16 protein-coding genes and 1 pseudogene are annotated in these 17,719 nt (G+C 71.4%); 5 read left to right on the forward strand and 12 right to left on the reverse strand.

Going from position 1 to position 17,719, the window contains the following annotated elements:
- Positions 1–214 (forward strand): annotated as a pseudogene (locus BFF77_RS35565) (hypothetical protein); the annotation flags it as partial.
- Positions 215–221: 7 nt separating this feature from the next.
- On the opposite strand, the gene BFF77_RS10675 reads toward BFF77_RS35565, so the two are convergent.
- From BFF77_RS10675 to BFF77_RS10700, 6 genes are all read right to left on the reverse strand, one after another.
- Complete coding sequence (locus tag BFF77_RS10675) at positions 222–800, reverse strand: hypothetical protein (RefSeq protein WP_066946904.1); 579 nt, start codon at positions 798–800, stop codon at positions 222–224.
- The gene (locus tag BFF77_RS10680; RefSeq protein WP_066946906.1) at positions 797–1,963 is read right to left on the reverse strand and encodes an ROK family glucokinase; all 1,167 of its coding nucleotides are present in this window, start codon (positions 1,961–1,963) and stop codon (positions 797–799) included. Before BFF77_RS10680 ends, BFF77_RS10675 begins: the two co-directional genes overlap by 4 nt.
- 263 nt (positions 1,964–2,226) lie before the next feature.
- Positions 2,227–3,060: an ATP-binding cassette domain-containing protein gene (locus BFF77_RS10685; RefSeq protein ID WP_066946909.1), complete on the reverse strand. Its 834-nt coding sequence runs from the start codon at positions 3,058–3,060 to the stop codon at positions 2,227–2,229.
- Positions 3,057–4,130 carry an ABC transporter permease gene (locus BFF77_RS10690; protein ID WP_066946912.1) on the reverse strand — a complete coding sequence of 358 codons (1,074 nt, stop codon included), beginning with the start codon at positions 4,128–4,130 and terminating at the stop codon, positions 3,057–3,059. The genes BFF77_RS10685 and BFF77_RS10690 overlap by 4 nt, the downstream gene beginning before the upstream one ends.
- On the reverse strand, positions 4,127–5,143 hold the full coding sequence (locus BFF77_RS10695; RefSeq protein WP_066946915.1) for a sugar ABC transporter substrate-binding protein: 1,017 nt from the start codon (positions 5,141–5,143) through the stop codon (positions 4,127–4,129). Before BFF77_RS10695 ends, BFF77_RS10690 begins: the two co-directional genes overlap by 4 nt.
- A 264-nt stretch (positions 5,144–5,407) precedes the next feature.
- Positions 5,408–6,211, reverse strand: a complete 804-nt coding sequence (locus tag BFF77_RS10700) for a GntR family transcriptional regulator (RefSeq protein WP_245703348.1) — start codon at positions 6,209–6,211, stop codon at positions 5,408–5,410.
- Between the two features lie 101 nt (positions 6,212–6,312).
- On the opposite strand from BFF77_RS10700, the gene BFF77_RS10705 reads away from it, so the two are divergent.
- On the forward strand, positions 6,313–7,317 hold the full coding sequence (locus BFF77_RS10705; protein WP_066946920.1) for a Gfo/Idh/MocA family protein: 1,005 nt from the start codon (positions 6,313–6,315) through the stop codon (positions 7,315–7,317).
- 31 nt (positions 7,318–7,348) lie between these two features.
- Here BFF77_RS10705 and BFF77_RS10710 read toward each other — a convergent pair whose 3' ends face one another.
- The 5 genes from BFF77_RS10710 to allB form a co-directional block, all read right to left on the reverse strand.
- Positions 7,349–8,542: a cytochrome P450 family protein gene (locus BFF77_RS10710; protein WP_066946923.1), complete on the reverse strand. Its 1,194-nt coding sequence runs from the start codon at positions 8,540–8,542 to the stop codon at positions 7,349–7,351.
- Between the two features lie 4 nt (positions 8,543–8,546).
- Positions 8,547–9,236, reverse strand: a complete 690-nt coding sequence (locus tag BFF77_RS10715; protein ID WP_066946925.1) for a response regulator transcription factor — start codon at positions 9,234–9,236, stop codon at positions 8,547–8,549.
- Positions 9,233–10,456: a sensor histidine kinase gene (locus BFF77_RS10720; RefSeq protein ID WP_066946928.1), complete on the reverse strand. Its 1,224-nt coding sequence runs from the start codon at positions 10,454–10,456 to the stop codon at positions 9,233–9,235. Before BFF77_RS10720 ends, BFF77_RS10715 begins: the two co-directional genes overlap by 4 nt.
- 181 nt (positions 10,457–10,637) lie before the next feature.
- Complete coding sequence (gene alc / locus BFF77_RS10725; protein ID WP_079125009.1) at positions 10,638–11,906, reverse strand: allantoicase; 1,269 nt, start codon at positions 11,904–11,906, stop codon at positions 10,638–10,640.
- 2 nt (positions 11,907–11,908) lie between these two features.
- The gene (gene allB / locus BFF77_RS10730; RefSeq protein WP_066946930.1) at positions 11,909–13,246 is read right to left on the reverse strand and encodes an allantoinase AllB; all 1,338 of its coding nucleotides are present in this window, start codon (positions 13,244–13,246) and stop codon (positions 11,909–11,911) included.
- Between the two features lie 379 nt (positions 13,247–13,625).
- Here allB and BFF77_RS10735 point away from each other — a divergent pair, with 379 nt between their 5' ends.
- Positions 13,626–14,429 carry an IclR family transcriptional regulator gene (locus BFF77_RS10735; protein ID WP_066946933.1) on the forward strand — a complete coding sequence of 268 codons (804 nt, stop codon included), beginning with the start codon at positions 13,626–13,628 and terminating at the stop codon, positions 14,427–14,429.
- Positions 14,430–14,597: 168 nt separating this feature from the next.
- On the opposite strand, the gene BFF77_RS10740 is transcribed toward BFF77_RS10735, so the two are convergent.
- Positions 14,598–14,918, reverse strand: a complete 321-nt coding sequence (locus tag BFF77_RS10740) for a DUF5955 family protein (RefSeq protein ID WP_079125010.1) — start codon at positions 14,916–14,918, stop codon at positions 14,598–14,600.
- A 256-nt stretch (positions 14,919–15,174) separates the two neighbouring features.
- On the opposite strand from BFF77_RS10740, the gene BFF77_RS10745 reads away from it, so the two are divergent.
- Together BFF77_RS10745 and aceB are read left to right on the forward strand one after the other, a co-directional pair.
- Complete coding sequence (locus BFF77_RS10745; protein ID WP_066946938.1) at positions 15,175–15,816, forward strand: nucleotidyltransferase family protein; 642 nt, start codon at positions 15,175–15,177, stop codon at positions 15,814–15,816.
- A gap of 252 nt (positions 15,817–16,068) precedes the next feature.
- A complete protein-coding gene (gene aceB / locus BFF77_RS10750) occupies positions 16,069–17,700 on the forward strand; it encodes a malate synthase A (protein ID WP_066946940.1) in 1,632 nt (543 codons plus the stop codon).
- The last annotated feature ends 19 nt before the right edge of the window (positions 17,701–17,719 follow it).

Consider the following 17,719-nt stretch of genomic DNA (forward strand, 5'->3'; position numbering starts at 1 on the left):
GCCGGTGAGCGGGGCCGACGGGTTCATCGAGGTCCCCTGCGGCTTCGGCGTGGGTGCCACCGGCGGGTCGTGGTTCCGTGACTACGACGACGCGTTCCAGGAGGGCTATGCGAACGGGGTGTGGACCGGCATCACCGATGAGGGCTGGGACCGCAGCCCCTACTTCGACACCAAGGTGTTCGACCTGTTCCTGGAAGTGGCCGATCGCTGGTAGGCCGGGATCACGGCGTGGTGGTGGAGACGACGAACACCCGTGGGAAGCCCGGCTCGGTGAGATCGACCACCACGTCCTGGCTGGGCCGCGGTGCCTTCTGCCGGTGGCTGGTGCCCGCCCAGTCGTGGCCCGGGAGGTCGAAGTTCCAGCCGACGGTCCGCAGATCGCGGGGGCCGATCGTGATGTGGCCGTCGGTGAGCGCGGACCTGCTGGTCCCCATGTCGGTCAGGAACGTGTCGAGCTGTGTGGAGTCCACGTCGAACTGCACGTACAGCCGGCTGGTCTTCCAGTTGCTCGTCTCGAAGTACCGCACCCGGGTGGCCCGGGTGGGAATCGGCACCTCGAAGATCCGGCGCTTCATCTTGGAGGGCCTGAGGTGCTGGAGTCCGGTGGCGGAGGACTCGGCCTCCTTGTCCCGGCCGCTCTCCCGGCTCTGTCCGGCGGAGATCACCAGATAGCCGGCCGGGACACCGATGAGCAGCACGATGACGACGGCCGTCAGCCAGCGGCGGCGGTTGCGGTGACGCCGGTCCTCCGGCGGCCTACCGGTCTCGTCCGTGGCCGGCAACGGTCGGGACAGCGTCATGACTGCGATTCCTGGCTCGTGCCCGTGCGGGCGGTGCGGAGGGCCTGGGCGTAGCGCTCGTACCGCTCGTGGCGCTCGACCCGACGGCGCTTGGCGCGGCGGAAGCGTCTGGCCACCAGCCGGGAGAGATCGGCGGCGCCGACCATCCCCGCCTCCGGGCCGAGCTGTGCCTTGGCGATCGTGGCCTCGGGACGGTAGCCGCGGCCGGTGAGATGGCGGCGGAAGGCCTCACGGGCCGGGCCGATCAGCAGATCGTCGGCGGCGCTGACGCCTCCGCCGATGACAAAGCAGGACGGATCGAGGGCGGCGGCGAGATTGGCGATGCCGATGCCGAGCCACTGGCCGATGTCCTGGAACAGCTCGACGCACATGGCGTCGCCCTCGCGGGCGAGCTCGGTGATCAGCGGGCCCGTGATGTCCTGCACATTGCCCTTGACGCGGTCGATGATGTTGTACGCGACCGGCGAGTCGGCGGCGGCGAGCTCCCTGGCCTCCCGTACGAGCGCGTTGCCCGAGCTGTACTGCTCCCAGCAGCCGCGGTTGCCGCACGGGCAGCGGTGGCCGCCGGGGACGACCTGCATATGGCCGAACTCACCGGCGACGCCGTACTTGCCGCGCTTGACCCGGCCGTCCTCCAGGATGGCGCCGCCGATCCCCGTACCGAGCGTGATCATGACGAGATGGTCCTCGCCACGTCCGGCGCCGAAGCGCCACTCCGCCCAGGCGGCGGTGTTGGCGTCGTTGTCGACCATCACCGGCACGGCGAGCCGTGCGGAGAGCGCGTCCCTGAGAGGTTCGTCGCGCCAGGCGAGATGCGGAGCGAAGAGCACCTTGGAGCGCTCCGCGTCGACCCAGCCGGCCGCGCCGATACCGACGGCGTGCACATCGTGGCGGTCGGAGAGATCGAGGACCAGCTCCACGATGGTGTCCTCGACCACCCGTGGGCTCTTGGACTTGTCCGGGGTCTCGGTACGGAGCTTCTCCAGGATGTTGCCGTCGGGATCGACCACGCCGGCCATCACCTTCGTACCGCCGATGTCGATACCGACGGTCGGGACCCGGGGCGCGGTGAGCAGCGAGCGGCGCTCACGGGTGCCCGCGGTCCGCAGGACCGTGGCGCGGGCGGAGCCGCGGTGGGAGGCGAAGTCACGGTAGGTGCTCATCGGCCGGACTCCCTCGTACGCGTCGGCTCGGGCCTGGCGTGCCGGATGAGCCGGAGTCGGCCGGGCCGTGGTTCGGGCCCGGGCCGTGGTTCGGGTGCTCGCACGGGTCGTGTCGTCCCTGGGATCGGGGGCCGGCCGGCCCGGGTGGGCAGCGGCGGCGGACGGTGTCCGCCCTGGCAGATTGTGCCATCCGGGGCGGGTGAGGGCGGGTGAGGTGGCCGCGCGGCCCGTCGGTGTCAGGAGGCCGGCGACGGGAGCCGGCGTCAGGAGGTGTCGCCCATGGCACGCTCCAGTTCGTGGCTCAGCTCCGCCAGCTCCGAGCCGCCCGCCATCTCGCGTGTCAGCTCGTCCAGGGTGATCGAGTCCTTGGTGTGGCTCCCCGACATGATTCCGCGCTTGAGCAGCGTGAACCGGTCGCCGACCAGAAAGGCGTGGTGCGGATTGTGCGTGATGAGCACCACACCGAGTCCCGCGTCACGTGCGGCGGCCACATATTTGAGCACCACACCCGACTGCTTCACCCCGAGAGCCGCGGTCGGCTCGTCCAGCACCAGGACCTTCGCGCCGAAGTGGACGGCACGGGCGATGGCCACACACTGGCGCTCACCGCCGGACAGGGTGCCGATCGGCTGGTCGACATCGCGCAGATCGATACCCATCCGCAGCAGCGCGGCACGGGTCGTCTCCCGCATCAGCGCGACATCGAGCCGCCGGAAGGGACCGCTTCCCCTGGTCGGCTCGGATCCCAGGAAGAAGTTGCGCCAGACCGGCATCAGCGGCACCACGGCGAGGTCCTGGTAGACGGTGGCGATACCGCGGTCCAGCGCGTCGCGCGGTGAGGCGAGCACGGTCCTCACCCCGTCGATCAGGAGGTCGCCCGCGTCGTGCCGGTGCAGTCCGGCGACGATCTTGATCAGTGTGGACTTGCCGGCGCCGTTGTCGCCCAGGACACAGCTGATCCCGCCCGCGTGGACTTCCAGCGAGACACCTTCCAGGGCCCGGATGTTGCCGTAGTACTTGCTGACGTTGTCCAGCTCGACCAGTGGGCCGCCCGCCGCCGCGCCGTCCACCGCCGCCGTCGTGCTCCGCGCCGTCATCGTGTCGCCTCCGCACGCCTGCGCACCCATGCGTTGAGCAGGGTGGCCAGAAGGAGCATCGCTCCGAGGAAGAACTTGAACCAGTCCGGGTTCCACTCGGCGTAGACGATGCCCTTGCTGGTCATACCGAAGATGAACGCGCCGACCGCGGAGCCGATCGCCGAGCCGTAACCGCCGGTGATCAGACAGCCGCCGATGACGGCCGCGATGATGTAGATCAGCTCGTTGCCGACGCCCTCGCCCGACTGGACGACATCGAACGAGAACAGCAGATGCTGCCCGGAGACCCAGGCGCAGAAGGCCACGCCCATGTACAGCCCGATCCTGGTCCTGGCGACCGGTACGCCGACCGCCCGGGCGGCCTCGGCGTTGCCGCCGACCGCGAAGATCCAGTTGCCGAAGCGGGTCCGCAGCAGGATCCAGGTGGCCAGCGCCACCAGCGCGGCCCACCACAGGATGGTCACCTTCAGCTCGACGTCGCCCAGGGTGAGCTGGGAGGCGAAGAGCTTCCTGGCGGAGGGGAAGCCCTCCATGTCCGCGATGGTCTTGGTGGAGACCGTGCCGCTGATCAGCTTCGTGAGCCCGAGATTGAGTCCGGTCAGCATCAGGAAGGTGCCCAGCGTGATGATGAAGCTCGGCAGCCAGGTACGCGTGAGCATCACGCCGTTGAAGGCTCCGAAGGCCAGCGTGACCAGCAGCGACACCCCGACGCCGACCCAGACGTTCGCCGTCGTCTGATAGCTGAACATCGAGGAGACCAGCGCGGAGCCGGTGACCATCACACCGGCCGAGAGATCGAACTCGCCGCCGATCATCAGCAGCGCCACCGGGACGGCCATGATCCCGATCGTGGAGGCCGCGTACAGGACGGTGCCGAGGCTCGATGCCCGGAGGAACGAGTCCGCGAAGACCGAGAAGAAGAGGAAGACGGCGATCGCGCCGACGACCGCGCCCAGTTCGGGCCGGCCGAGCAGCGTACGCAGCGGCGAGACGCGGAGCAGACGCTCGTCGCCGCCGCTCCCGCGCGGTCCGTCGGGCCGGTCGTCCACCGGTGGCGCGGCCATGGTCATCGGGTGCCCCGCTCCGTGTACCGCGCCAGCGCTCCGGCGTCCTTCTCGGTGACGATCTGCGGTCCGGTCAGGACCGGGCGTCCACCGCCGAGCACATCGGCGTTGTAGCGGTAGAGCCAGAGCAGGTCCACGGCCTCGTATCCCTGGAGATAGGGCTGCTGGTCAACGGCGAAGCCGAGCGTCCCGGCCGTGAGTCCGGCGGCGACCTTGGGATTCAGGTCGAAGGTGTCGATCTCCGCCTCGCTGCCCGCCGACTCCTTCGCCTTGACGGCGGCGTCCGCGAAGGGGGCGCCGAGGGTGACCACGGCGTCGATGCTCCGGTCCGCCTGGAGCTTGGCCTCGATGGACGCCTGGACGTCCGGCATGTTCGTACCCTCGACGTAGAGGTTCTGGAGCTGGCCGCCGAAGGTCTCCTTCGCTCCCGCGCAGCGCTGTTCATGGCCGACGTTGCCCTGTTCGTGGATGACACAGAGCGCCTTCTTCCTGCCGCGCCTGTCCAGTTCCTCGCCGACGGCCTCGCCCGCTATGGACTCGTCCTGGCCGATGTGGCTGAGCGCGCCGAACCGCTTCGACTGCTCGGCCCCGGAGTTCACGGTGATCACCGGGATACCGGCCTTGACGGCCTTGGCGAGGACGTCCTTCATCGCGTCGGGCTTGGCGAGTGTGACGACGAGCCCGTCGACCTTCTTGTCGATGTAGGACTGGACGAGCTGGGCCTGCTGCTGGCCCTCGTCGCTGTGCGCGTAGAGGAAGTCGATGTTGTCCTTGACGGCCGCCTGCTCGGCGCCGCGCTGGACGATGTCCCAGAAGGTGTCGCCGTCGCCGGAGTGGGTGACCATGGCGACGGTCCACTTCGGCGTGTCCACAGCGGCCCGTCCCTGCGCGGCGGCCCGCTGGGCCCTCTCCTCCGCGCGCTTGCCGCCCGTGCTGCTGCAGCCGGCGAGGGCCGAGACCCCGAGCACCGCCGCCACCACCGCGCTCAGCGCGCGTATCCCTGTCCGAACCGTTGCCACGACGCCGTGCCCTTCCCGCTGAGGTCCTCGTACGGCCGGGATGCGTACGGAGCCGGCCCGGCCGCCCAAGTATCGGTCATGTCCGTTCGCCGGGTGGTCATCGGGTGGCCCACCGGATGTTCTGTCCGCGTCACGGGGGCGCCATGCCACCGCCGCCCTGTGACGGCCGACGGGGGAAGTTCCGGTCCCGTCCGCACAAGTGCGTCCCTGTTTTGTCCGTACTTTTATCCGTACATTCTTACGAAGAAGACACGGGTCAGGGCCCTACGGGCGTACGAGGAGCTGGAACTCGAAGGCGTACCGGGACGCCCGGTAGATGTGCGAGCCGAACTCCACGGCCCGCCCGGTGTCGTCGAACGTGATCCGTTCCATCGTGAGCAGCGGCGCGCCCGTGGGCTCGGCCAGCAGCCCGCCCTCCTCGGCGGTGGCGGCCCGCGCGCCGACCGACTGGCGGGCGCTGTGCAGGGTGATTCCGGCGGAGCGCATCATCCGGTAGAGCCCGGTGGCCTCCAGCCGCTCGGTGTCGTAGTCGATGAGCCCGGACGGCAGATGGTTGCGCAGACACGCCATCGGCTCGTCGTGCGCGTACCGCAGCCGCTCGACAAGCCGTACGTCCATGCCCTCGGCGACGCCCAGGGCGGCGGCGACCTCCGCGGTGGCCGGCTCGATCGTGTTGCGCAGGACGCGCGTGGCGGGGCGCTGGCCCGCCGCCTCCAGGTCGTCGTAGAGGCTGCTCAGCTCCAGCGGGCGCTTGACCTGGCTGTGCACGACCTGGGTACCGACGCCGCGGCGGCGCACCAGCAGGCCCTTGTCGACCAGGGACTGGATGGCCTGGCGGACGGTGGGACGGGAGAGTCCGAGCCGGGCGGCGAGTTCGATCTCGTTGCCCAGAAGGCTGCCCGGGGCCAGTCTGCCGCGCTCGATCGCCGCCTCCAGCTGCTGCGCGAGCTGGTAGTAGAGCGGCACGGGACTGGTGCGGTCGACACCGAGCTGGAGCGGAAGGGCGTGCTCCGCCCCCGGTCCGGGCCTCTCCTGTCCGGCTTGGGCTGGTCTCGGCTGATGGGGCACGGGCCGAGCGTAGTCGCACTGATTGTTGACGGGAAGTCGCGAAGTCAGATTGTCAGGACAAATGCTTGACATGGTGAGGTCGTACGGCCACCTTGGGGGCCATGCGCATCGGACTCATCGGCACGGGCCGTATCGGCACCTTTCACGCGGACGTGCTCAGCCGCCATCGCGAGGTCGGCTCCCTGGTCGTCGCGGACATCGACCCGACCCGGGTGACGGAGGTCGCCGACCGTACGGGATCGACCGCCGCCCCGTCCGTCGACGAAGTGTTCACCTGGGGCGTGGACGCCGTGGTGATCGCCTCGGCCACCTCGTCCCACGCCGATCTGATCAGCCGCGCGGCCCGCGCCGGGCTGCCCGCCTTCTGCGAGAAGCCCATCGCCCTCGATCTGGCCGGCACGCTCGGTGCGCTGCGCGAGGTGGAGTCGGCGGGCACGGTGCTCCAGCTCGGTTTCATGCGCCGCTTCGACGCGGGATACGCCGCGGCGCGCGAACTCGTACGGTCGGGCCGGCTCGGCCGGCTGCACACCGTACGGGCGATCACCTCCGACCCGGCGCCGCCGTCCGCCGCGTATCTGCCGCTCTCGGGCGGCCTCTACCGCGACTGTCTGGTGCACGACTTCGACATCCTGCGCTGGGTCACCGGGCGCGAGGTGGTGGAGGTCTACGCGACCGGCTCGGACGCCGGGCCCGGGATGTTCCGGGAGGCCGGGGACATCGACACCGCTGCCGCGGTGCTCACCCTGGACGACGGGACGCTCGCGACCGCCACGGCCACCCGGTGCAACGGCGCGGGCTACGACGTACGGATGGAACTCGCCGGTGAGCTCGACCAGTTCGCGGTCGGTCTCGACGACCGTACGCCGATCACCTCGACCGAGCCCAAGGGCCCGCCGCCCTGCGACAACCCGTGGCCGGGCTTTCTGGAGCGGTTCGCCTCGGCGTACGAGGCGGAGCTGGACGCCTTCCTCCAGGTCGTCAACGGCGAGCTGGACAATCCGTGCGACGGCGGGGAGGCGCTGCACGCGCTGCGGATCGCGGAGGCGTGCGAGCTGTCCCGGCGCGAGCACCGGCCGGTCGCGCTGGCGGAGATCCCCGCCGGCTGATCCCGCGCCCGGCCGGCGCGCCGTGGCGCGGCTACCAGCGCACCGGCAGCGCGCGCACACCCCGGATCAGCAGGCCGGGCAGCCACTCGTACGGACCCGCCTCCGGGTCGAGCGCCAGCCCGGGGCAGCGCTCCAGCAGCGCACGGACGGCGATCCGGCCCTCCAGCCGGGCGAGCGGCGCGCCGATGCAGAAGTGGATGCCGTGCCCGAAGGCGAGATGCGCCGGGCCACGGCCGGGCGTCGCCGAGCGGCGTATGTCGAAGCTGTCCGGATCGGGGAAGCGGGCGGGATCGCGGTCCGCCGAGGCGAGCGCGACCAGTACCGCCTGCCGGGCCGGGATCTCCGTGCCGCCGTAGGAGACCGGCTCCCTGCTGAACCGGATGGTGCTGGTCTCCACTGGTCCCTCGAACCGCAGCGTCTCCTCGATCGCGCCGTCGAGCAGGGAGAAGTCGGCGCGCAGCGCGGCCAGTTGGCCGGGGTGGGTGAGCAGGCACCGGACCGCGTTGGCGATCAGATTGACGGTCGTCTCGTGTCCGGCGATCAGCAGCACATAGGCCCAGGCGCGCAGTTCGGCCGCGGACAGCCGGTCGCCGTCCTCGGCGCTGGTGCGCAGCAGTGTGGAGAGCAGGTCGTCGGCGGGCGCGGAGGCGCGCTTGTCCTCGATGAGCTCGTCGAGATACGCGCACAGCGCGACGGTGTTGTCCCGCTGGCCGGTGGGCGTGGTCGGCGCGACGATCTCGTTGGTCCAGGCGCGGAAGGTGTCACGGTCCGCGTGCGGCACACCGAGCAGTTCGGAGATGACGGTGATGGGCAGCGGGAAGGCCAGCGCGTCCACGAGGTCGGCCCGCCCGGCCGGGACCATGGCGTCGAGCAGCTCGTCGGTGATCCGCTGGACGCGCGGGCGCAGCGCCTCCACCCGGCGCGGGGTGAACTCGGGAGCGACCAGCTTCCGCAGCCGGGTGTGGTCCGGCGGGTCGAGAGTCAGCACATGCGGGCCCATGATCGCCTCGTCGCCCGGCTCGTACCCCATGGTGGCGGGCGCCTTGGACAGCCGGGCGTCGGCGAGGGCCGCGCGGCCCTCCTCGTATCCGACGACCAGCCAGAAGCGATTGCCGTCCGGGCCCACCACCTCGTGAACGGGCCCCGCCTCGCGCAGCTTCGCGTAGTACGGGTAGGGGTTGACATTGAAGTCCGGGCCGTATTCAGCCAGTTCGATGACCGCCATCGGATCAGCCTACGGCGCCGCCACCGGGGCCCCCGTCCCCGATGGCCGGATCCGCGTCATGCACCAACAGGGCGATCTGGACACGGTTGTTGAGGCCGAGTTTGGCCAGGATGCGGGAGACATGGGCCTTGACGGTGGGGACGCTCATGTAGAGCCCGGCGGCGATCTCCGCGTTGGACCGGCCCTGGCCGACGGCGAGCGCGACCTCCCTCTCCCGCTCCGCGAGGGTGGCGAGCCGCTCCGCCGCGCAGTCCCTGCGGCCACCGGACGCGACTCCCGCCACATGGCTCATCAACTGGCGCGTAACGGCCGGTGAGAGCACCGGGTCCCCGGCGGCCACCCGGCGTACGGCGGTGACGATGTCGGCGGGCGGGGTGTCCTTGAGGACGAAACCGGCGGCTCCCGCGCGCAGCGCCCGCAGCACCTGCTCATCGGCGTGGAAGGTGGTCAGGACGAGGACCTCGGGCGCGTGCGGGCGGCGGCGCAGCGCCTCGGTGGCGGCCAGACCGTCCATGATGGGCATCCGGATGTCCATCAGCACCACATCGGGCGCGGTCGCCTCGACCAGGGCCGCGACCGCGGTGCCGTCGGCGGCCTCCCCCACGATCTCGATACCGTCGGCACCGCCGAGCATGAAGGTCAGTCCGGCGCGGACCAGCGCGTCGTCGTCGACGATGATCAGCCTGATGGTCATGGGGTCCACGGTAGCCAGGCCCGTACGGTGAATCCGCCGTCGCCGGTGGCCCCGTGCTCGAACCGGCCGCCCGCCAGCGCGGCACGCTCGGTCAGCCCGATCAGCCCTTGTCCCGAGCCGGGCACCCCCGGGACCTCGCCCCGGGGCGCGGAGTTGCGTATCTCGACGGTGAGCCCTTCCCCGGCGCCGCCGCTCACCTCGACGGTGGCCTCGGTGCCCGGCGCGTGCTTGCGGGCATTGGTCAGGCCCTCCTGTGCGATACGGAACACCGTGCGGCCGACGGCCGCGGGCACGGCCGACGGGTCCTCGACCCGGCTGTCGAGGGTGACCTTCATCCCGGCCTCACGGGACTCGGCGACCAGGGCGTCCAGAGTGGCCAGAGTCGGCTGCGGCCGGTTGTCCTCGTCACCGGGCGCTCTCAGCACTCCGATGATCGCGCGGAGATCCTGGAGGGCCTCGTGCGCGCTGTCCCTGATCACACCGGCGGCCCTGGCGACCTCGGGCGGCGGCGCGTCGGGCCGGAATTCCAGGGCGCCCGCGTGGACGCTGAGCAGCGTCAGCCGGTGGGCGAGCACGTCGTGCATCTCCCGGGCGATGGCCTCGCGGGCCAGCCGCTGGGCCTGTTCGGCCCGGAGTCCGGCCTCGGCCTCGGCGCGTACGGCCCGCTCGCGCAGGGCGACGAAGAGCTGGCGGCGGGAGCGTACGAGCATGCCCCAGCCGGTCACCAGCAGAACGAGCACCGCGATCGCGATCAGGGAGGCCGTCAGGGAGGAACCGGGCTCGGGGCGCAGGACGGACTGCGCGCTGCCGCCCAGGAGGCACAGCCCGGCGACGATCAGGACGGGCCGCAGCGGCCGGTGTATGGCCACGCTGAACAGGGCCGCCAGCGCGGCCCCGCCCGCGACGGGTGCCAGCGTGCTGAGCACGGCCAGCGCGGCGGCGAGCTCCACCGGCCGGCGCCGCCGTAGCCACAGGGCGCAGCACGCGACCGCCCCGGCCAGCAGGTCGAGGAGGACGACGGTACCGCCGTTGCCCGCCCGCTCACTCGCCTCCACGGCGGGCAGCCCCACCCCGGCCGCGAGAAAGAACATCGACAGGTCCACGGCCCAGTCGCGCACGGTACGGCGCGGCCGGGGCCCGCCGCGGTCGCCGGGCAGCTCCGGGCCCCGCGGGCCGATCAGCGCCGAGGGAAGCAGCCAGGAATGGTCCGTCCGTGTCATGCCGACGAATCTACGGACGCGGCGGCCGGGGCGGGGGCCCTGGCGGCGGGACGAGACCAAAGTCGCGCAGGTCCCGACTTTCGGTACGGTCCCGGCGTCGGGAGCGATCGCCCGCGGGCCGGTACCGGCGGAGGGGGTGCCGGCCGGGGGTGCCGGCCGGAGCCGGGCCGGCCGAGCCCGGTCAGCCGGGGTCCCGCTCCTGGTGGCGGGCCGTGAGACGGCGCATGCCGTCCTCGGTGAGCGAGCCGAGGAGCCGCAGCCGGGAGATGCCACCGTCGGGGTAGATGTCGATCCGCACCTGGGTCGCGACCACGGGTACGGGCAGGGCGAAGCGGTGGTTCGTGTCGGGCTGGAGCCGGGTCCTGGACAGGATCTCGGTCCACTCACCGCTCCCGTCAGCACGCCCGTCACCGCTCCCGCCGTCGCGTACGGACAGCGTCGCCCAGCCCGCCGCGTTGCCCTTCAGATACGCCGTGTCGATCTCGACCGCGCGGATCTCGGCCCGCTCCGCGGGGCGGTAGCGGATCCAGTCGTTGCCCCGGTCCCTGCGCCGCCGGGTCTCCCAGCCGTCGTCCATCCTGCGGGAGCGGCCCGGCAGGATGGTGTGGACGGCGGGCGAGTAGAAGCGGTCGGAGGCGTCCTCGACCGTGCCGCCGTTCTCCAGCGCGATCACGTCGAACGTACCGAGGACACCGAGCCAGCCCGGATCGGGCACGGCCTCGCCGTACACCCGCAGCCGGGCGATGCCTCCGTCGGGATGCTGGTTGACCCGGAGATGGGTGAAGCGCCGCCCGGTGTCGACCGTGAAGCCGTTGGCGGCGTGGCCGCCGATGGTCGTACGAGGCACCAGGACCGTCCACCTCACCTCGTCGGCGAGCAGTTCCTCGGGCGACGGGGAACCCGGCAGCGAGGTGCCCTCCACGGAGACCGCCCGTGGGTAGTTTCCTCTGAAGTGCGCGGTGTCGACGACGATCCCGCGGACGATCCCGGCGGCGCCGAGCCTGACCAGCGCCCAGTCGTGGTCCTCGTCGCGGGGATGCGGCCGGTCCGCGCCCGTGCCGCGTCTGCGCCGGGTCTCCCAGCCGTCCATGATCTTGCCCTTGTGCCCGAAGCGCTCGGGATCGAACTCCGCGCGCTCCGGCCTCAGCAGATTCTCGCGCTCGGCGAAGAACTCGTCGTTGGCCGCGACGACCCCGGCCCCGAGGCGGCGGTCCGCGAGATCGGCCAGACCCGCGAAGGGAAAGTCCGCGGTGCGGTAGTCGGCGTACGGATCGCCTCCGCCGTAGGGCCGGGCGTCACCGGTGAAGGACGGCGGGACGGGCCGGGCGGGACCGGACGACGGCGCGTCGGCGTCGGCCTCCGCTCCGGCTCCGGCTCCGGCTCCGGCTCCGGCTCCGGCTTGGGATACGGCTCCGGCACTGGCTTCGGCACTGGCTTGGGCTTCCGACACGGTCAGTCGTTCCTTTCGAGCAGTCGGCCGGACGGTTCGGCGAGGACGCCGTCATGAACGATCCGGGTGCCGCGCAGCCAGGTCGACCGGACGACTCCGTACAGACGCTTGCCCGCGTACGCCGTGACCTGGTTGCGGTGGTGCAGTGCGCCCGGGTCCACGGTGAAGCTCTCGTCGGGCGCGAGCACCGCGAAGTCGGCGTCCCGCCCCGCCTCGACGGCGCCCTTACGGGTGAGTCCCGCGAGCGCGGCCGGGCCCGCCGACATCCAGCGGACGACCTCCTCCAGCGAGCGGCCCCGTGCGCGCGCCTCGGTCCAGATCGCGGGCAGGCCGAGCTGAAGCGAGGAGATCCCGCCCCAGGCGGCGGCGAAATCGGGAGTCTTCAGATCGGCGGTGCAGGGCGAGTGGTCGGAGACGACACAGTCGATGGTGCCGTCGACGAGCCCCTGCCAGAGCGCGTCCCGGTTCGCGGCCTCGCGGATCGGCGGACAGCACTTGAACTCCGTCGCCCCGTCCGGCACCTCCTCGGCGGTGAGGGTGAGGAAGTGCGGACAGGACTCGACGGTGATCCGCACTCCCGCCCGCTTGGCCGCGGCGATCAGCGGCAGCGCGTCCGAGGAGGAGAGGTGCAGCACATGTACCCGCGCGTCGAGCCGCCCGGCCAGCGCGACGAGTCCCTCGATCGCCGCGTTCTCGGCCTCGCGCGGGCGGGATGCCAGGAAGTCGGCGTAGGCGGGACCAGCGCGCCGGGGCGCGCGGGCCAGCTGATGAGGATCCTCGGCGTGGACGATCAGCAGTCCGCCGAAACCGGCGATCCCGGTCAGCGAACTCTCCAGGTGCTCCTGGTCCAGCTCGGGAAACTCCTCCACACCGGACGGCGACAGAAAGCATTTGAAGCCGAAGACCCCGGCGTCGTGCAGCGGCCGGAGATCCTCGAGATTGCCGGGGATCGCGCCGCCCCAGAACCCCACGTCGACATGGGCCTTCGTACGTGCCACCCGCTGCTTTACGCGGAGATGGCCGACGGTCGTGGTGGGCGGGACGGAGTTCAGGGGCATGTCGAGCAGGGTGGTGATCCCGCCGGCCGCGGCGGCGCGGGTGGCGGTCCAGAAGCCCTCCCACTCGGTGCGTCCCGGATCGTTCACATGGACATGGGTGTCGACCAGTCCGGGCAGGACGACATCGTTCCCGACGTCCTCCAGCCGGGCGCCCGCCGGCGGCGCGGCGTCGTACGGCAGGACCGCCTCGATCCGCCCGCCCGCGACGGCGACGGACGCGGCCCGCGTCCCTTCGGGCGTGATGACGCGCGTCGAGCGCAGGAACAGATTCACCTCGGACACCCGTGCCCTCACTTCGCCGTCACCATGTCGCCGTCGCCGCTGCCGTTGTCGCCGCTGCCGCCGGCGCTGTCATTCCCGCCCATGAATTCAACGAACTGTTGAAGGAGTCTTCACTTCGGACCCCGGCCCGTCAAGACCACATTTCCAGGGTGGCGCGCGGAACGGGTCGCACCGCGCTAGACTGGGTTACTTCCATAGGGCGGAAATTCCATTTCACCAAGCAGAAACCAAGCAGAACAGGTCAGCGGCCCGGTCGCCCCCTCGGGAACGGGCCGACGCGCTCTGACCGGCGGAGACGGCTCTCGATCGGCCATGTGCCGGGCTGTTGCGCCCGGTAGGCTGCCTGTCCGGCCCCGCCTGCTCCGAAAGGACCGTTGACGTGCCGTCGTCCAGCGCCAGCACCACCGACGCCAGCAAATCCGCGCCCGCCAGCGGCGGCGTCCAGTCCCTTGAGCGCGCCTTCGACCTGCTCGAACGGATGGCGGACGCGGGCGGCGAGGTCGGCCTCAGCGAGCTCTCGGCCAGCAGCGGACTGCCGCTGCCGACGATCCACCGGCTGATGCGCACGCTGGTCGCCTGCGGTTATGTGCGCCAGCAGTCGAACCGGCGTTACGCGCTGGGCCCCCGGCTGATCCGGCTCGGCGAGTCGGCGTCCCGGCTGCTCGGCACCTGGGCCAGGCCGTATCTGGCCCGGCTGGTCGAGGAGACCGGCGAGACCGCGAACATGGCGCTGCTCGACGGCGACGAGATCGTCTATGTCGCCCAGGTCCCGTCGAAGCACTCGATGCGGATGTTCACCGAGGTGGGCCGCCGGGTGCTGCCGCACTCCACGGGTGTGGGCAAGGCGCTGCTCGCGCACGCGCCGGCGGAGGAGGTCCGCGCCCTGCTCGCCCGTACGGGTATGCCCGCCGCCACGGAGAAGACGATCACGACACCCGAAGGCTTTCTGGAGGCCCTGGAACTGGTGCGCAGGGCCGGATACGCGATCGACGACAACGAGCAGGAGATCGGGGTCCGCTGTCTGGCCGTGCCCGTGCCCAACTCGCCGACGGCGGCGGCCATTTCGATCTCGGGGCCGGCCGGCCGGGTGACGGAGGAGGCCACGGAGAAGATCGTCCCGGTGCTCCAGGAGGTGGCGCGGGACCTCTCGGAGGTGCTGGCGAGCACCACGGCACAGGGCTGAGCCGGTCGATTCAGGGCTGAGCCGGTCGATTTCCGGGCGCGGCGAGAAACGGTCCCACAACCTCGCGCCGGACCGCCGGACGAACCGGCGTCCGGCCCGCCCGGCTGATCCCCTGATACGTCCGGCCGGTCCCGGGGACGTCCGGCCGGTACGGTGCTCGAAAACGCGCTACCGGCGTGGCCGGGGCGCCTCTCCGAAGAGGTCGACGGCGTTCCGTACACCCATCAGCGCCGGTCCCAGCGCGCTGACCGAACCGATCGAACCGACGATCAGCAGCAGCGAACGGCGCATACGGGCGATCTCCGGAGCACCGTTGGCCACCATCACGGCCAGTGCCGCCAGTTCGTCCTCGGCGATGGCCCGGTCCCTGAACTCGACCGGATAGCCCGCCAGCTCGCGCCGCAGTCTGGAAACGGCTCCGTCCAGCCCCGCCACCCTCGGGTCCTCGCCGGTCTCTGTCACCGGCGGCTGCCCCACGCTCCGCAACAAAGCTTCCCCCCTTGCCCCTCGCGCCCACACATTCTTGTGTCGGCACACCTTCACGCTGAACATTCCGACTCCCGGACGGTGGTCAAGCGCCAAGGTTCGCGGGCAAGTTAACGCCATTTCGCGCGGTGCGCGCCACTCCGCGGACGGAATACGGCGGGAATCCGAGCGGAATGCGGACAGAACACCCGGTGATCACGGCGGACGCGCATCGGCGCGCCGCGCGCGGATACGGTATGCAGGGCCCATGGCAGCAGGCATGGACAGCGACAGCACGCGGGCTCGCGGCCCCACCGCGCGCGCCACCCCGGTTCCACCCGTCGCCGGGCTGCTGCTCGCGGCGGGCGGCGGGCGCAGACTGGGCGGCCGGCCGAAGGCGCTGCTGACCCACCGGGGCCGCCCGCTGGTCGAGCACGCTGCGCGCACGCTGCGCGAAGGCGGCTGCGGGCCGGTGCATGTGGTGCTGGGCGCGGCGGCGGACCGCGTACGGCACCGGGCCGAGCTGCCCGGCTGCGTACTCGTCGACAATCCGCGGTGGGCCGACGGCATGGGATCGTCACTGCGCGCCGGGCTGGTCTCGCTGCTCGGCACGGACGCCGCCGCGGTGCTCGTCCTGCTGGTGGACCAGCCCGGCATCGGCCCGGCGGCGGTGGCCCGGGTGGTGGCCGCGTGCACCGGTCCCGACGCGCTCGCGTCGGCCGCGTACGACGGACGGCGCGGCCATCCCGTACTGTTCGGCGCCCGCCGGTGGGCGGAGATCGCGGCGGACGCGGAGGGCGATCGCGGGGCGCGCGACTACCTGAGAACACATGAAAGCGAGATCGCGCTGGTGGAGTGCGGGGATGTCGCGCGGGCCTACGACATCGACACGGAGGAGGATCTGTCGTATCTGGAGCGGTGACCCATGACAGACCTACCGCGGCGCATGCCTGGCACTCGGCGCCATGGTCTGCCGGACCGGAGACTCCCGACATCAACAAACCATTGAACTTCCACCATGAGGAAACTACTATCCACAGGTCAGAGCGTCCGGCCTCTCGGCCGGCGCCCGCGACCGTAGCCCGGCGCCATGGCACCCCGTGCCGTCCAAGGTGACCCGCCGGCCGCCGGGCACACCCCCCGCGCAGCACCCCGCGAAGGAGAGTGACAGCTCATGTCCGCACCAGCGCCGTCCCCAGCGGTTGTCGTCGACGCCGAACTCCTGCCCAGGCAGGACGAGGTACTCACCGACGCCGCCCTCACCTTCGTGGCGGAGCTGCACCGGCGGTTCACTCCCCGGCGTGATGAACTGCTCGCCCGCCGCACCCTGCGCCGCGCCGAGATCGCCCGTACCGCCAGTCTGGACTTCCTGCCGGAGACGGCCGCGATCCGCGAGGACGAGAGCTGGCGTGTCGCTCCCTCGCCCGCCGCGCTCGAGGACCGGCGGGTGGAGATCACCGGGCCGACGGACCGCAAGATGACGATCAACGCGCTCAATTCGGGCGCCCGGGTCTGGCTCGCGGACTTCGAGGACGCCTCCGCGCCCACCTGGGAGAACGTGGTCCTGGGCCAGCTCAATCTGATGGACGCCTACGCCCGCCGCATCGACTTCACCGACCCGCGCTCCGGCAAGTCGTACGCCCTGGGGGACGCGGACCGGCTCGCGACCGTCGTGATGCGCCCGCGCGGCTGGCATCTGACGGAGCGCCATCTCCAGGTGGACGGGGTGCCGGTGCCCGGCGCGCTGGTCGACTTCGGTCTGTACTTCTTCCACAACGCGAGGACACTGGTCGAGCTGGGCAAGGGCCCGTACTTCTACCTCCCGAAGACGGAGTCGCACCTGGAGGCGCGTCTCTGGAACGACATCTTCGTCTTCGCCCAGGACCATGCCGGCATTCCGCGGTCCACCGTCCGGGCGACCGTACTGATCGAGACGATCACCGCCGCGTACGAGATGGACGAGATCCTCTACGAACTGCGCGACCACGCCTCCGGGCTCAACGCGGGCCGCTGGGACTATCTCTTCTCGATCGTGAAGAACTTCCGCGACGGCGGGGCCAAGTTCGTCCTGCCCGACCGCAACGCCGTGACGATGACGGCGCCGTTCATGCGCGCGTACACCGAACTGCTCGTCCGTACCTGCCACAAGCGCGGCGCGCACGCCATCGGCGGTATGGCGGCCTTCATCCCGTCGCGGCACGACGCGGAGGTCAACAAGACCGCCTTCGAGAAGGTCAAGGCGGACAAGGACCGGGAGGCCGCCGACGGCTTCGACGGCTCCTGGGTCGCGCATCCGGATCTGGTGCCGATCGCGATGGCGTCCTTCGACGCGGTCCTCGGCGACCGGCCGCACCAGAAGGACCGGCTGCGCGAGGACGTCTCCGTCGCGGCCGGTGATCTGATCGCCGTCGACTCGCTGGACGCGAGGCCGACGTACGAGGGCCTGCGCAACGCGGTCCAGGTCGGTGTCCGGTACATCGAGGCCTGGCTGCGGGGCATGGGCGCGGTGGCGATCTTCCATCTGATGGAGGACGCGGCCACGGCGGAGATCTCCCGCTCCCAGATCTGGCAGTGGATCAACGCGGGCGTCGAGTTCGAGCACGAGGGCCGGACCGTGCGGGCCACGCCGGAACTCGCCCGCGCGCTCGCCGACGAGGAACTCACCGCGATCCGCGCCGAGATCGGTGACGACGCCTTCGCGTCCGGGAAGTGGCGGCAGGCCCATGATCTGCTGCTGACGGTGGCCCTGGACGAGCACTACACGGACTTCCTCACGCTTCCCGCGTACGAGCAGCTCCGCGGCTGAGGCGGCGGGGCCGGGGCCG

The sequence above is a fragment of the Streptomyces lushanensis genome (assembly GCF_001700515.1).
Lineage (GTDB): Bacteria > Actinomycetota > Actinomycetes > Streptomycetales > Streptomycetaceae > Streptomyces > Streptomyces lushanensis.